Here is a 15646-nt window from a genome sequence, read left to right as displayed (position 1 = left end):
GGTGTACCAGTTGTTCCGCCAGGAGCACTGCTGGGTAGCTACGTCGGGAAGGGATAAGCGCTGAAAGCATATAAGCGCGAAACCCATCACAAGATGAGATTTCTTTAAAGGGTCGTGGGAGACTACCACGTTGATAGGTCATAGGTGTAAAGGCAGTAATGTCATAGCCGAGTGATACTAATTACCCGTAAGCTTAGGTATTCTACCCTTTAGCTTTTTATATCATGTTTATTATTATCGTTTTAAATTTCAATATGTCAACTTTTACAGTTGATTGTTTCAGCTGAACCATTAAGGTGGTTATAGCGATGGGGCTCACCTCTTACCATTCCGAACAGAGAAGTTAAGCCCATTAGCGCAGATGGTACTGCTTTATTGTGGGAGAGTATGTCGCCGCCTTCTTTTAAGTCCTTACTAAGTAATTAGTAGGGACTTTTTTTATGTTTAATTTTTTGATTTTATCTATCTCGCTAATTTAGATGAGTTATTTTCAGATTTCCATTTTTACTCGATGATGTAATCTAAAAGGCTTAAGATTTATAATAAATCCTTTTAGTTAAAAAGAGGATCCTGTTAAAAAAAATGTCTAATTACAAGTAAATGTAATTAGACATTTTTAAAAATATATACTTAATTTCTAACCATTAAATAATGGATGTTCGGTGATGAAAGAGCATACTAGTCTTTTAAAAGGTCTCTAGATATTACTATTTTTTGAATTTCTGATGTTCCTTCGTATATCTGAGTTATTTTAGCATCTCTCATCAAGCGTTCGACGTGATATTCTTTAACATAACCATTACCACCATGCACTTGTACAGCTTCTACAGTAGTATCCATTGCTGTTTGTGATGCAAATAGCTTTGCTGTACATCCTGCTACATTATAATCCATACCTTGATCTTTCATCCATGCTGCATGCATGATAAGATGACGAGAGGCATTTATATTAACTTTCATATCTGCTAATTTAAATGCTATAGCCTGGTGATTGCAGATTTCAGTTCCGAAAGCTTTACGTTGCTTACTATAGTCCCTAGCTAGTTCAAAAGCACCACTAGCGATTCCTAAAGCTTGTGCTGCGATTCCTATTCTTCCACCAGCCAAAGTCTTCATCGCAAATTTAAATCCAAAACCGTCTTCTCCAATTCGGTTCTCTTTAGGGACTTTTATGTCGTTAAAGATTAAGGAGTGAGTGTCACTACCTCTTATACCTAGTTTATCTTCCTTAGGCCCTACTTCAAAACCTTCCCAAGTTTTTTCTATTATAAATGCATTAATACCCTTATGGCCTTTTTCTTTATCGGTTTGGGCAATTACTATATAATAGTCTGCACTGTTACCATTAGTTATCCAGTTTTTAGTGCCATTTAGTAGGTAGTGATCTCCCATGTCTATAGCTGTCGTGCGCTGTGAGGTAGCATCACTACCTGCTTCAGGTTCACTCAAGCAAAATGCACCGATAGATTGTCCTGTTGCTAGTTTTGTGAGATATTTTTCCTTTTGTTCTTCACTCGCATATGCTTCTAAGCCGTAACATACTAGTGAGTTATTTACAGAAACGATTACACTTGCGCTAGCATCTATTTTGGATAGCTCCTCCATAACTAACACATAGCTAGTCGTATCCATTCCTCCGCCACCATATTTTGGGTCAACCATCATTCCTAAAAAGCCTAGATCACCCATTTTAGTAATCAATTCTTTTGGGAAATGTTGTTCCTTATCTCTCTCAATTACTCCTGGAAGTAACTCTGTGCGAGCAAAATCTCTTGCTGCATCACGTATCATTAGATGCTCTTCTGTTAAACTAAAATCCATGTATTTGTAATATGATTAATACTTCATTTATCTTTGCAAATCTAAGCTTATTCAGGAGTTTTTTCAATACTATTTTTCTATGAACCATCAGTGCTATAACGTTATAGGTGTAATGTCTGGAACTTCGTTAGATGCTATTGATTTGATTTATGTAAGATTAGTACGTGATCAATCATGGAACTTTCATATTCTAAAGGTAAAATCTATAGAGTATGATGAAATCTGGCGTACTAGATTGTCTGAAGCCATAAATTTATCAGTGGCAGATCTGAAGGCCTTAGAATATGATTATACGGTATATCTTGGAAATTGTATTAATGAATTTATTCAAGAAAATCAATTTAATGATCTATTAGCCATTTGTAGTCATGGCCATACAGTACATCATAAGCCAGAAAAAGGTTATACACTACAGATAGGAAATCTTCCTTTATTAGCCCAATTAATTAAACACCGAGTCATATGTGATTTTAGGACACAAGACGTGCTATTGGGTGGGCAGGGAGCTCCCTTGGTGCCTATTGGTGATTATTTTCTGTTTGACGATTTTGATTTCTGTCTTAATCTAGGTGGGTTTGCAAACATTTCATATGGCAGTAATAACACTCGTTTAGCTTTTGATATTGTTCCAGTTAATGTTGTTCTTAATCATTTTGCAAATATATTAGGAGCAAATTATGATGATAAAGGCGCTTTCGCGAAAGCGGGAAAAGTTAATTCTGAAGTATTAAGTCAACTCAATAATTTATCTTTTTATAAACTTGACGGCCCTAAATCTTTAGGAGTGGAATGGGTCGATGAATTTATATGGAATATTATTAAGTCTATTGACAGTCCATTAAATGCCATAGCTACATTTACTGAACACGTGGCAATTCAAATTGCAGATATCTTATTACCCGAATCAGCTGTACTAGTAACCGGTGGTGGTGCGTATAACGAATATTTGATTAACAGAATTTCTTATCATTCTAATGCTGATTTGATTATCCCAGACAATAGCCTCATTGAGTATAAAGAGGCTCTGATTTTTGCATTTTTAGGTGTTCTTAAATTACGCAATGAGAATAATTGTCTAGCTTCTGTCACTGGGGCATCTAAAGATCATTCTAGTGGTGAAATTTATCTACCTTAAGAAATTGTAAAAAAGAGTTGTAGTGGTCAGGTGTTTTTTATATTTGTCTGCACTAACCTGAAAATAAATCATGAAGGAACTTTTAAAGCGTTATGAGAACGCTGAACCCGAAATCGTATTTCATTGGAATGATCCAGAAACCGATGCCCAAGGTTGGACAGTAATAAATAGTTTGAGAGGTGGCGCCGCAGGTGGTGGAACTCGTATGAGAGTTGGACTTGATAAAAATGAAGTTCTTTCACTAGCAAAAACTATGGAGATTAAATTCACCGTTTCTGGTCCTGCTATAGGCGGTGCTAAAAGTGGAATTAATTTTGATCCTAGAGATCCTCGTAAAAAAGGTGTGCTAGAGAGATGGTATAAAGCGGTTTCTCCTTTACTTAAAAGCTATTATGGCACCGGTGGTGATCTTAACGTTGATGAAATACATGAAGTAATCCCTATCACTGAAGATTGTGGGGTTTGGCATCCTCAAGAAGGTGTCTTTGCCGGTCATTTTTCCCCTACTGAGGCTGATAAAATTAACCGCATTGGACAATTACGCCAAGGTGTGATAAAAGTTATTGAAAATCCTATTTATTCGCCAGATGTTTCTAGAAAATATACGGTAGCAGATATGATTACCGGTTATGGCGTTGCAGAAGCCGTAAAACATTTCTATGATATTTATGGTGGTGATGTAAAAGGTAAACGTGCCGTTGTTCAAGGTTTTGGTAACGTAGGAAGTGCTGCAGCTTATTATCTCTCACAAATGGGTGCTAGAGTTGTAGGAATCATCGATAGAGCAGGTGGATTAATTAATGAGGACGGTTTTTCTTTTGAAGAAATTAAAGAAATGTTCTTAAACAAAGATGGGAATGCTTTAAGATCTTCAAACTTAATTCCATTTGAAGAAGTAAATAAAAAAATATGGTCGCTGAAGACTGAGATTTTTGCGCCTTGTGCTGCCTCTAGATTAGTAAGTCAGGACCAAATAGATCAAATGATAGCATCTGGATTAGAGGTTATTTCTTGTGGTGCTAATGTGCCATTTGCAGATAAAGAGATATTCTTTGGCTCTATAATGGAGCATACAGATGAAAAGGTAAGCCTTATTCCAGATTTTATTTCAAATTGTGGAATGGCAAGAGTATTTGCATACTTTATGGAACGCCGCGTTCAAATGACAGATGAAGCTATCTTTAATGATACCAGCATGACAATTAGAAATGCAATTCAAAACACTTATAATAATAATAGTTCGCGTACACAAATCAGTTCTACTGCTTTTGAAATCGCTTTAAAACAATTGGTTTAATGTTCAAGTCTTTTTTAGGTAATAGCCCTACATGGTTTAAGTCAACCATTTTAGCATTTTTAGTTTTTAATACTGCCGCATTTTTTGTTCTTGATGGAACGGTAATGGGTTGGATATTTATAGCAGAGTTTATTTTCTGTCTTGCCATGGCTTTAAAGTGTTATCCATTACAGTCTGGTGGTTTACTGGCTATTCAAGTTATAGCATTAGGGTTAACACATCCTATGTATAAAGTAGATCACAACACTCACGAGGTCGTGTTAGATGACTTAGGTAATAAAGTTTTAGGTGGTGTTTATGCTGAAGTTGCTCAAAACCTAGAAGTAATATTGTTATTGGTTTTCATGGTAGCGGGAATTTATTTTATGAAGCCTCTACTTATGTATATTTTTGTAAAGCTATTTACAAAAGTAAAATCTAAAATAGCACTTTCTTTATTTTTTGTGCTTATTAGTGCTGTACTATCAGCCTTTTTAGATGCCCTAACAGTAACAGCTGTGCTTATAAGTGTTGGTCTCGGTTTTTATAATGTTTATCATAAAATCCACTCTAGTGATTTAGATTTAGATCAAGATAATACGTTAGATAGGAAACAATTGAGTGGTGAAACGTTAGAAGATTTCCGTTCATTTTTACGTAGTTTAGTGATGCATGGTGTGGTAGGAACAGCGTTAGGTGGTGTTTGTACAATTGTAGGTGAACCCCAAAACTTACTAATCGGTACAAAGCTTAATACAGCATTACCTTATGAATATGGGTTTATAGAGTTTTTCCTTCACATGGCACCTATTACGATACCGGTCTTAATAGCTGGTCTAATTACTACTATCTTACTAGAAGTTACTAAAACATTTGGTTTTGGTCAAAAAATGCCACCTGTAGTAAGACAGATTATCGAGGGATGGATGGAAAAACGTGATCAAGAACGTACTAGCAAAGAAAAATATGGTCTTTTAGTTCAAGGGGTTTCAGCTATTCTATTAATCATTGGTCTAGCATTGCATATTGCACCAGTTGGATTTATAGGTCTTGCATTAATTGTGATTCAAACTGCATTTATGGGTATTACAGATGAGCACAGTCTTGGAAAAGCCTTTGAAGAAGCACTTCCATTTACAGGACTATTAGTTGTGTTTTTTGTGATCGTTGCGATGATCCATGACCAGCATTTATTTGCACCTATTATTGAATGGGCATTAAGCCAGGATCCTAGTAGTCAACCAGCAATATTTTATCTAGCAAATGGTGTCCTAAGTATGATATCTGACAATGTCTTTGTGGCAACAGTTTATATAAATGAAGTGGGTAATGCATATGACGCTGGAAAAATAACTTTAGAGCAATATGAACATCTAGCAGTTGCAATTAACACGGGAACTAATATTCCTAGTGTTGCGACACCTAATGGTCAGGCGGCATTCTTATTTCTATTAACGTCTGCTCTTGCACCAGTAATCAATCTTTCTTACGGCAAGATGGTTAAAATGGCATTTCCATATACTGTAGTTCTTACATTAGTAGGACTTGCATGTGTGATTATGTTCTTATAATAAATCAGTAATATTGTATAGCTTTTGTTTTTCACGCTTTCGCGGAAGCGTGAAGAAAAAGCCCTAATGCTCTATACAATCTTTAACATACAATAAACGTTACTAACCTAACTAAGAAGAAAATTAATGAATTCATTTATTCAAGAGACAAGCGAAATTGTTGAGTCTACTGTACCATTAGTAGAAGAGGAGACTCAAACTGTTTTTGATATTATATTATCAGGTGATCCATCTGGAACTGTTATTATATGTATCTTAATTCTATTACTTTTTGTAGCACTGTATATCTATTTTGAAAGATTATTTAAGATAAAAGGTAGTTCAAAAATTGATGACAAATTTATGTTGCAAATAAAAGATCACGTCAGTAATGGTCGTATTGACGCAGCCAAAATTTTGTGTGCTCAAGAGAATTCTCCTGTAGCAAGATTGACAGAAAAAGGTATAAGTAGAATAGGTTCACCATTAGAGGATATTAATGGAGCTATCGAGAACGCAGGTAAGTTAGAAGTATATAAGTTAGAAAAGAATGTTAGTATTCTAGCAACTATTGCAGGAGCTGCGCCTATGATTGGATTCTTAGGTACCGTTATAGGAATGGTGATTGCTTTTAGAACTCTTGCCGAAAGTGAAGGTGCTCCAGAAATGGGGACACTAGCAGAAGGTATTTATACCGCAATGACTACCACTGTTGCAGGACTTATAGTAGGTATAATTGCTTATATAGGTTATAACCATTTAGTGGTTAAGACAGATAAAGTAGTGCATCAAATGGAGTCTAACGCTGTTGATTTCTTAGACCTTTTAAACGAGCCAGCATAATATGAATTTAAGAAGCAGAAATAAAGTAAGCCCGGATTTCTCGATGTCGTCCATGACTGATATCGTATTTCTGTTGCTTGTATTTTTCTTACTAACCTCACCTAGTATCACTCCACAAGCATTAGATTTAATCTTGCCTAGTGCTAGTGGTCGCAGTGAAAATAAACAACAGGCTTCAGTAAGTATTACTAAAGACGGCGCGTTTTTTGTTGATGCGGTAGAAGTAGAAGAAGAGCGATTAGAATCTATGATTATTAAGACTATGGAAGGTCAAGAAAAGCCTACCATAATTTTAAGAGCAGACGGAGATATAGCTCTTAATAAAGCAGTGAAGGTAATGGATATAGCAAATCGTAATAAAATTAACATCATTCTTGCCGTAAAACCAGAATAAAAATGAGTTTTCTAGATACTAAAGAAAAAAAGAAATCATTCATCATTACGACTGTATTGATGAGTGTATTTCTGTTGTTATTTGTTTTTGTTTCAGTACTAGATGAAATTCCAGAAGAAGAAGATAGTGGAATTGCTATTAACTTTGGTAATACTGCCGTAGGTTCTGGTCCTGTGGAACCTGCAGAAGCTACTAAAGTTACTCCAGAGGCTAATCCTTCACCGGTAGATCAATCAGCTGCCCAGGTTGATAATGTCGCCACACAAGATTATACTGATGCGCCCGTTATCAATTCAGATCCTAATACAACTAAGCCAGTAACAAAACCAGTAACTGAGCCTGCTAAAAAACCAAAGCCTAAACCAGAACCTAAACCAGATCAATCAGTAACAGATATGCTTAATAATGTTACAGGAGCAACACCTACTGATGGTGCAGATAATAGCGGTGAAGGTCCTGGAGATGGTCCAGGAAATAAAGGTGATATTAACGGTGATCCTTATGCAAATACCTATTACGGTGCGCCAGGATCTGGGCAAAGTGGTCGTGGAGCTGGATTAGGTGGAAGAAAAGCGCTTTCTGGTAAAGGAGCTGAGCCAGATTGTTTTGAAACAGGTACAGTAATTGTAGAAATTCATGTTGACAGAAGTGGTAAGGTCGTGCAAGCTATTCCAGGTAAAAAAGGAACAACTAATAGAGCAAATTGTTTATTAGTTGCCGCAAAAAAAAGTGCTGAAACATATAGATTCAGTGCTGCTTCTAAAGCCAAAGATATTCAAATAGGTTTTGTCGAAGTTATTTTTAAAGTAGGAGAGTAGTTTTGGACTATTCACAGACACTAGAATGGCTTTTCAATCAATTACCCATGTATCAACGTGTGGGAAAACTAGCCTATAAGGCAAATCTAAATAACACTATATTATTAGATAATTATTTAGGGAATCCTCACCTTTCCTTTTCGACCATTCATGTAGCTGGGACAAATGGTAAAGGTAGTACTTGTCACATGTTAGCAAGTGTATTACAAGAGGCTGGTTATAAAGTAGGTTTGTATACCTCACCACATCTTAAAGACTTCAGAGAGCGCATAAGAATTAATGGTGTAATGGTTTCTGAGGAATACGTGGTAGATTTTGTAAATAAACACAAATTGTATTTTGAAAGTCATCAACTGTCGTTTTTTGAGATGACGGTTGGTATGGCTTTTCAATATTTTAAAGATAGCAATGTTGATATTGCTATTATAGAGACAGGTTTAGGAGGTCGATTAGATTCAACTAACATTATTACTCCATTAGTTTCCGTTATTACAACTATTGATAAAGATCATGTTGCGATGTTAGGGAATACCTTAGTTAAAATTGCTAGAGAAAAAGCTGGGATAATAAAAAAGAATGTGCCAGTAGTTGTAGGAGAGAGGCGTAGTTCTTTGAGAGTACGCTTCCGCGAAAGCGCAATATTAAATAATGCTACCTATCATCAAGTGGATCATCGCTCAAAAGCATTAACGACTGATTTAAAAGGAGAGTATCAAAAAGATAACGTTAGGGTTGCCTGTGAAACATTAAGCGTTTTAAGGGAATCTAGTGATTTTATTATTTCACCAAATCAAATAAGGTCTGGTTTAATGAAAGTAGTTTCTAATACAAGTTTAAGGGGTAGATTCGAGTTATTACAAGAAAATCCAAGAGTAATTGCTGAGACGGCGCATAATCAAGCTGGTATTAGGACATTAATAAAGCAATTACAAAACGAAAAGTATAACAATTTGCATATAGTGATGGGTATGGTTTCAGATAAGGAAGTTGATACTGTTTTGTCTATTATGCCTAAAGATGCCTCTTATTATATAGCAAAGCCTAATGTCGTTCGTGGAATGGAATTAGATGTTTTTTCTAGTTTTTTTAAAAAGCATAAATTTAATTTTAGAAAATTTGATTCCATTCCAGAGGCTCTTTATGAAGCTAAAAGTCTGGCTCACAGCGATGATTTGATAGTGGTGACCGGCAGTGTATTTGTAGTTGCAGAAATAATTTAATTTTTTTTTGAAAAAGGCTTGTAAATTCCAGGAATGGTTTTATATTTGCATCCGCTTTTAGGGCGCTTAGCTCAGTTGGTTCAGAGCACTTGGTTTACACCCAAGGGGTCAGGGGTTCGAATCCCTTAGCGCCCACGAAAAGGTCTTCAGAAATGAAGACCTTTTTTTATGCTTTTTATTTAGATTAAAGCGTTGCTTCTCTACTGAATTTTACAACCTAATGATGTATTTTTACTAAAGATTTTTTTATTCATGAAGATATTAGTTACGGGTGGATTAGGTTTTATAGGTTCACATGTTGTTGTAGAATTGTTAAATACAGATTATCAGGTAATTATATTGGATAATCTTTCTAATTCATCGATAAATGTGTTAGAAAGAATTCAAGTAATCTCTAATAAAAAGCCTGTGTTTGAAAAGTTAGATTTAAGAGATCAACAGTCAGTAAGTGATTTTTTTACTAGAAATCATGATATCGATGGCGTGATACACTTTGCAGCTTCTAAGGCAGTAGGTGAGAGTGTGCAAAATCCTCTATTATACTATGAAAATAATGTGAATAGCCTAGTGTATCTTTTAAAAGAGCTTCAAAAGTTACCAAAATCTAATCTTATATTCAGTTCTTCATGTACTGTTTATGGACAGGCTGATGAGCTTCCTATTACTGAAATATCACCAGTAAAACCGGCAGAATCACCTTATGGTAATACTAAGCAAATAGGCGAGGAAATAATAGCCGATGTTTGTAAGGTTGACCCTTCTTTAAACGCTATTGCTTTGCGTTATTTCAACCCAATCGGTGCGCACGACTCTGGATTAATCGGTGAATTGCCATTGGGTACGCCTCAAAATCTAATTCCATATATTACTCAAACCGCAATAGGTTTAAGAGAGCAACTATCCATTTTTGGTGACGACTATCCTACAAAGGATGGAACCGCTGTTAGGGATTATATTCATGTAGTGGATCTTGCTAAAGCCCATGTGGTTGCGCTAGAAAGGTTGATTAATCAAAGCGCAGCTATTAATTTTGAAACGTTTAATATAGGAACAGGTACGGGATCTTCTGTTTTAGAAGTGGTTCATGCTTTTGAAAATGCATCAGGAATATCTCTGAATTATAAAATTGTACAGCGTAGAGATGGTGATGTGACCGCTGCATATGCAGACACTACCAAAGCAAATAATGTCTTGGGTTGGAAAGCACAACTTACCTTAAAAGACGCCCTTAAAAGTGCCTGGAAATGGCAGCAAAATGTTGTAGATATTAAAGAATCGTAGCCACTTGCTCGTTCACCCATTCAAGAAACTTTTCGTCTTCTTGAGAAAAAGCCTTTGCAGTATTACTGTCTATATCTATCTGGCCTATGTTTTTACCATCTTTGAATAAAGGGATGACAACCTCACTTTTAACATGGATACTGCAGGCAATATAGTTGTCCTGAGCATGCACATCATCTACAACAAAATTTTGATTTGAAACAGCGACTTGACCACATATTCCTTTCCCAAAAGGTATAACAGTATGATCAGTAGGTTCTCCTGCTTGAGACCATAGATGTAATGTAGGCTCAGTAGCATGTGCCATATAAAAACCTACCCAGTCATAATAGCCTATACTAGACTGTAATAAATCACAAACACCTTGCATTTTAAGACGTGTCGTTAAGTCTGGATGATTTACTATTTCAGTAACTTTTGGTTTTAATGTTTCTAGTGTCATGATATATTTTAAAAAGGTAAAATTAAGTTATGCCTTTGATTAAATATTTAACTTTGTCATAAAATAATTAATGATGGGAGCATTACGTACCTACATACCGGTTTTTAAGTTTGTGGCTACTTTTGGTATTATTTATATCGTTCTATCATTGATTTACTATCTGTATTTACAACAGGATTATAATTCATCAAACTATCCAGATCCCGTAACATCTCAAGTATCATTTCAAACCCAGCAATTATTAATAGCTTTAGGATATGACGCTCAAATATCTAATGTGCCGCATCATCCATCAGTTTATATGTATTTAGATAAAACGGTTGTCTATCGGGTGATAGAAGGTTGTAATGCAATAAGTGTGATGATATTGTTTGTGGCTTTTGTTCTTGCTTTCGCGAAAGCGTGGAAAAAAACAGTCCTTTTCATTATAACTGGCGTTATTTTTATATACTTAGTTAATTTGTCTAGGTTAGTTGCCTTAGCTGTTATTAAATATAAATATCCTCAGTATGATCATATTTCACATGATATATTGTTTCCTGCAGTGATTTACGGTTCAGTGATTTTACTCTGGTTGTTATGGATTAAAAAGCCAAAACAAACATGATAATTGCTAAGAGTTTTTCTACTTTAATTATAATAATACTAGTCATTTCTCTAATATTAGTAAGATTATATGAGATTCCATTGTTTAACGATCCATTGTATAATTATTTTCATTCAAACTTTCAATTATATGATCTTCCTGACCTAAATGTGTGGAACGTACTTGCAGGTACTAGTTTGAGGTACCTACTTAATATGGTTCTCTCCTTATGGATACTGTGGTTTTTGTATAAAAGAGAAAGTTATATCCATGCAGCGTTATGGGTGTATTTGTTTGCTTACATTATATTAATATTTGCTTTCACTTTACTTTTAGATGCAGATTCTAGTTTTATGAAAATGGCATTATTTTATATCCGTCGTTTTTTAATACAGCCCATTTTATTATTCATATTGGTGGCTGGTTTTTACTTCTTAAAAACAAAAGGGAACAAACTTGTCTAGTATGTACTTAAATACTCTTTCCTATAGAATGTCGCAGGATGATAAAAATATGCAACTAATAATTCTTTATTCTCGTTGAGTTCACATGTTTCCCATTTTTTCTTAATGAGCATGATCCTAATTTTCTTGTCAATCTCTTTATTAAAAGATGATATAACACCTATGTAGTTGATTAAATTATCTTCAGAAAATTTAATGTTGTATAGACCAAAATAAGACTGTGAGTCCTTTAAATCTAGGTTGCCTACCTTACTAATTATATCAGTATCATTTGTTAATGAAGTACAATTAATTGATGAAGCCTCAATTTGTTCATTGAATAAAGAAAGCGTATTAAGTGTGCCTATTAGATTCTTGTTTGCTAGCAAGAATTTAGGATCATCTTTATAAATAAAACTATTCCTATGACATGGTGTAGTGATTATTGCTCCATTCACTAATTGGGCAAAAACGATAAGTTCATCACCAGGTTTTAAGAACAGTCTGCACTTAGAATTATCACTGCTATTCCCCACTTCTTGTTGTATAAATAATGATTTTGATTCTGAACCCTTAAATATTATTGATGTGTCAAATTCAATCAAATCTTCATTCTCTATTCTAAAGTCAGATTCCACGTTAGTCACTGTGACTTGTGCTATAAAATCAGCTTCCTTATAATCATTTAAAAAATGATTTTGATAGCAAACACAAGACTGTGCTTGCGATATAAAACTAGTTAATGACAATAGTAAAACAATAAGTGATTTACTGTATTTTTTCTGTGACAGGAATTCCATTTTCATCATAATATTTATAAATACCACGTTGAGTGCCACTTTTAATTAATTGATAACTACTGTTGTCTAATTTGTTCTTTGTTACTGAATCCTGCGCAAGGTAATTGAATAGAGTAGGGAAAACACTTATAGTACTTTTAATATTGTTATGATATGATTGAAATTCAGTAGGAGCTTTTATAGTCAATAAAGCACTGAATATTGCTTGATGTAGGTAAGTTTTATTACTGGGCTCAATAAAACATTCTGTACTGTAATTAAAACCTACAAAACCTCCGTGATCTGCAGCGATGACTACTATTGCATTAGGATCATGGTTAGTGATCATAGATGTCATCTGTATCAAATCCTCATTTGTAGATTTTAGTTTCTCAATATATTTATCTCTTTCTTTTTTTATTGAAGTGTCTTTCCCCATTTCATTAGGAATGTGTCCTGGTTCTAGTATTTCAATAAAATAAAACTGTGGTTGACTGTTTTCAGTAGAAAGGGCTTTTTCTAGCTCACTAATGTAATCTTTATTCAACTCGTGATTAGGGATTATAGCTAGTTCATCTTCAGATATATTTATACGATCATATCCTATCGCTGGATGATTCATTAGTAAATAGCGATGTTGTAATATTGCTGTAGTAAAGTAACCGTTACTTTTAAAAGCTTTTAAAACGGGATTATTTTCCATTATAATTTCACGTGCATCTATTGGTTCATTAATCATAGTTCCGTTTTCATAAAAATGATGCTGGCCTGAAAATAGTGTGATGTTAGATGATAAAGTAGATGGGTAATTGCTTCTATAATTGTGATTAAATTTAAAGCCTAATTCAGACATTTGATCGTAAAATAAACTGTTATCATAATTATAATACTCATTAAGTAGAGCTATTTTACCAGCATACCCATCTGGTTGAATTAAATAAATGTTAGGTTTTTTAGTAAAAGTAGTTTCAGCAATATTATTATCGGTGATCCACTGTTCTTTATTGATGATTTTTGTAAAATAATAATAATTGAATTGAGCAATTCCTATCAAGGTCATCAATGCAAGAAAGAGTACTCCTTTTTTATAATGTTTACCTATTAGCCAACTTACGACAATTGCAGCTACTATAAGTAAGATAATACCTTTCCATCTGTATCTGAAATAGATAACTAACGATAGTGTTATACCTGCAGTTATGATAAAAACACTTGAATTAAATATTGTCTTAATTCTTTGGCTTTTGTTTCTTAATAAAAAATTACCTAGGATCGTTATTGTGCTAGGTATAATGGTCATTGTTAAGACTAAGTATGAAAATTGAGTCCAAGAATTTACTAATGTATAATTGTTAGTATATAAATAGGTCATAGCATACATGCCAGGTAATAAACCTACCGTCCACCAGTAGTGGTTATTGTTATTAAGATAGGATAGTATCTTATCTTTCATATCTTTTCATTAAAAAGAGAGTGCGATGTGTCCCTATTATTGCTGCCTTGTTAATAATCGAGTAGTGCTTTTTATAAGCGTCTTCAAAGTTTGCCAGATTATAATCATCGAATAAGTGAATAGCATCTCTTTTACTATTTAAAATAAACTGCACCCAACTATCTTCTCTATCAGGAAACTCAATAATTAAATAAGGGCTCAAGGATTTGAAAAATAAAGCACTCATTTCGAATGGTACATTGCCAGATAGAGTCATGTGATGTATTAGAGCTAACGCCATACTTAAATCTGAACCGTAATCTTGTATGCGAGTAATAAACGAATCTCGTTCCTGATTATGGAATCCTAAACTTGCTGCGGGCTGCATTAAATCGGATACTATAGGGATGATATTATACTCTTTATTTTTAATATTGTTAATATAGCAATCATTAATAGCACTCTGATCGATATCGCAAACAATTACCTGATTTGCATTAGAAAGCGCGACTTTACTAAACGTACCATCATTACCACCTAGATCTACAATCTTTTTTGCATTTATTTCTGCAGTCCATTTTTGTATGAATTCCTTTTTGAGATTAAAGGCCTGCTCATCATAATTAGTTTGGTTATAATAAGAACTCCATTCTGTGTTTTCTTGTAGGTTCATCTTAGAGATATGCATCTCTAGAGTCTTTAGCATTTTAATTTGTGAAACTTTGTCTAGCCCTTTACTTTTTGAGTCATTCGACGCTTGACCTATAGTTTCATTTTTCTGTTTACCTAAAAAATGAATATGAGAATAAATCGTCGGGCTCAATTTAGATTTCCATGATAATAGTTTAGAGGCCTCATCTAACGGGAAGCCATTAATACGATGCTGTAAAGACTTAAGGTAATAACTGCCGTGTCTTTGAGCGAGTAACAATGGAGCAAAAAAGTGCTCGTTAAATTGTTTTAAACCTTTCCATGGTTCGTTATCGCGGTATCTTTCAATACTTAAAGTATCTATAAAAAGAGCTTTACCATTTTGAAATGTAATATTAAAAGCGCTGGCATCTTTAAGTGAAAAACCATTTTCTAACAAAAATAGTTGCAATCGCAAGGTCAGTTGTGCGGCATGTTTATAAGCAGTAAATGACCATTCATAAGGATATGAAACAAAATCTAATTGAGCAGGTTTGAGAATAATTTTATCATTATCAATGCTAATTTCCTCATGGTTTATTAACCAGTTTTTATCCCATAATTGCTTATAAATTCCTTTATTTTTTATAGCATGGTATTCCTCAAAATAGGAGGGGTTTATTTGCCTGAAGTATTTGCCATTGTACTGATATATAAAACCTGATGGGTCTCTATATGATGCAGGATGCCTAAGCATTTTTAATTCTTTAAATCGTTATCATCATACATATCTTCAAAATTAGAGTCCTCATTCTTATTTTTAATCCCTAGCCAGCCTTTAATTTTTGCGACGACAGTTTTGTAAAAAAGGACAAATCCAGCAAACGCTGCAATCGCTGCTTGAGCAATCATCATTCCTAATCCTGGATCTAGATAAAGTAATATGTTCATGTGTGCAATATAAACTTTTATAAAACAGCAATAAAAAAAACTGCC

At 34.2% G+C, this 15646-nt stretch carries 16 protein-coding genes, 1 tRNA gene and 2 rRNA genes (1 of these 19 only partly in view); 13 read left to right on the top strand and 6 right to left on the bottom strand.

All coding sequences use genetic code 11. The features are described 5' to 3' along the window. Together BST92_RS03310 and rrf are read left to right on the top strand one after the other, a co-directional pair. A 23S ribosomal RNA gene (locus BST92_RS03310) occupies positions 1-201 on the top strand; it begins 2614 nt to the left of the window's first position. Between the two features lie 91 nt (positions 202-292). Next, a 5S ribosomal RNA gene (rrf, locus tag BST92_RS03305) occupies positions 293-402 on the top strand. Between the two features lie 276 nt (positions 403-678). Here rrf and BST92_RS03300 read toward each other — a convergent pair. Continuing rightward, complete coding sequence (locus tag BST92_RS03300; protein ID WP_105070175.1) at positions 679-1821, bottom strand: acyl-CoA dehydrogenase; 1143 nt, start codon at positions 1819-1821, stop codon at positions 679-681. Between the two features lie 79 nt (positions 1822-1900). Between BST92_RS03300 and BST92_RS03295 the strand changes: the two genes are divergently transcribed. The 9 genes from BST92_RS03295 to galE all read left to right on the top strand — a co-directional run bounded on the left by BST92_RS03295 (position 1901) and on the right by galE (position 10338). Then, entirely contained in the window at positions 1901-2956 is a 1056-nt protein-coding gene (locus tag BST92_RS03295; protein ID WP_105070174.1) for an anhydro-N-acetylmuramic acid kinase, read from the top strand. 70 nt (positions 2957-3026) lie between these two features. Continuing rightward, positions 3027-4253: a Glu/Leu/Phe/Val dehydrogenase dimerization domain-containing protein gene (locus tag BST92_RS03290; protein WP_105070173.1), complete on the top strand. Its 1227-nt coding sequence runs from the start codon at positions 3027-3029 to the stop codon at positions 4251-4253. Continuing rightward, positions 4253-5803, top strand: a complete 1551-nt coding sequence (nhaB, locus tag BST92_RS03285) for a sodium/proton antiporter NhaB (RefSeq protein WP_105070172.1) — start codon at positions 4253-4255, stop codon at positions 5801-5803. Before BST92_RS03290 ends, nhaB begins: the two co-directional genes overlap by 1 nt. Before the next feature lie 126 nt (positions 5804-5929). Then, complete coding sequence (locus tag BST92_RS03280; RefSeq protein WP_105070171.1) at positions 5930-6625, top strand: MotA/TolQ/ExbB proton channel family protein; 696 nt, start codon at positions 5930-5932, stop codon at positions 6623-6625. A 1-nt stretch (position 6626) separates the two neighbouring features. Continuing rightward, positions 6627-7019, top strand: a complete 393-nt coding sequence (locus tag BST92_RS03275; protein ID WP_105070170.1) for an ExbD/TolR family protein — start codon at positions 6627-6629, stop codon at positions 7017-7019. A 2-nt stretch (positions 7020-7021) separates the two neighbouring features. Next, a complete protein-coding gene (locus BST92_RS03270; protein WP_105070169.1) occupies positions 7022-7837 on the top strand; it encodes an ABC transporter permease family protein in 816 nt (271 codons plus the stop codon). Between the two features lie 2 nt (positions 7838-7839). Beyond that, a complete protein-coding gene (locus BST92_RS03265; RefSeq protein WP_105070168.1) occupies positions 7840-9057 on the top strand; it encodes a bifunctional folylpolyglutamate synthase/dihydrofolate synthase in 1218 nt (405 codons plus the stop codon). Between the two features lie 60 nt (positions 9058-9117). Further along, positions 9118-9192: transfer RNA gene (locus BST92_RS03260), tRNA-Val, on the top strand. A 117-nt stretch (positions 9193-9309) separates the two neighbouring features. Beyond that, positions 9310-10338 carry a UDP-glucose 4-epimerase GalE gene (gene galE, locus BST92_RS03255; RefSeq protein WP_105070167.1) on the top strand — a complete coding sequence of 343 codons (1029 nt, stop codon included), beginning with the start codon at positions 9310-9312 and terminating at the stop codon, positions 10336-10338. On the opposite strand, the gene BST92_RS03250 is transcribed toward galE, so the two are convergent. Next, on the bottom strand, positions 10325-10780 hold the full coding sequence (locus tag BST92_RS03250) for a GAF domain-containing protein (protein WP_105070166.1): 456 nt from the start codon (positions 10778-10780) through the stop codon (positions 10325-10327). The two genes, galE and BST92_RS03250, sit on opposite strands and share 14 nt — an antisense overlap. 70 nt (positions 10781-10850) lie before the next feature. Here BST92_RS03250 and xrtF point away from each other — a divergent pair, with 70 nt between their 5' ends. Continuing rightward, positions 10851-11387, top strand: coding sequence for an exosortase family protein XrtF (xrtF, locus tag BST92_RS03245; RefSeq protein ID WP_105070165.1), 537 nt, complete (start codon positions 10851-10853; stop codon positions 11385-11387). After that, positions 11384-11830 carry an exosortase F system-associated membrane protein gene (locus BST92_RS03240; RefSeq protein ID WP_105070164.1) on the top strand — a complete coding sequence of 149 codons (447 nt, stop codon included), beginning with the start codon at positions 11384-11386 and terminating at the stop codon, positions 11828-11830. Before xrtF ends, BST92_RS03240 begins: the two co-directional genes overlap by 4 nt. Here BST92_RS03240 and BST92_RS03235 read toward each other — a convergent pair. Genes BST92_RS03235 through BST92_RS03220 form a run of 4 tightly spaced genes read right to left on the bottom strand, consistent with a single transcriptional unit; the run spans position 11827 to position 15601 of the window. Then, the gene (locus BST92_RS03235) at positions 11827-12609 is read right to left on the bottom strand and encodes a hypothetical protein (RefSeq protein ID WP_146105090.1); all 783 of its coding nucleotides are present in this window, start codon (positions 12607-12609) and stop codon (positions 11827-11829) included. The two genes, BST92_RS03240 and BST92_RS03235, sit on opposite strands and share 4 nt — an antisense overlap. Beyond that, positions 12578-14041, bottom strand: coding sequence for an alkaline phosphatase family protein (locus BST92_RS03230; protein ID WP_105070162.1), 1464 nt, complete (start codon positions 14039-14041; stop codon positions 12578-12580). Before BST92_RS03230 ends, BST92_RS03235 begins: the two co-directional genes overlap by 32 nt. Further along, the gene (locus BST92_RS03225; RefSeq protein WP_105070161.1) at positions 14031-15407 is read right to left on the bottom strand and encodes a class I SAM-dependent methyltransferase; all 1377 of its coding nucleotides are present in this window, start codon (positions 15405-15407) and stop codon (positions 14031-14033) included. Before BST92_RS03225 ends, BST92_RS03230 begins: the two co-directional genes overlap by 11 nt. Before the next feature lie 2 nt (positions 15408-15409). Continuing rightward, entirely contained in the window at positions 15410-15601 is a 192-nt protein-coding gene (locus tag BST92_RS03220) for a hypothetical protein (RefSeq protein WP_105070160.1), read from the bottom strand. Positions 15602-15646 lie beyond the last annotated feature (45 nt).

It is taken from the genome of Nonlabens arenilitoris, from assembly GCF_002954765.1.
In the GTDB taxonomy this organism is placed as follows: domain Bacteria; phylum Bacteroidota; class Bacteroidia; order Flavobacteriales; family Flavobacteriaceae; genus Nonlabens; species Nonlabens arenilitoris.
This window is presented reverse-complemented; position numbering and strand designations above follow the sequence as displayed.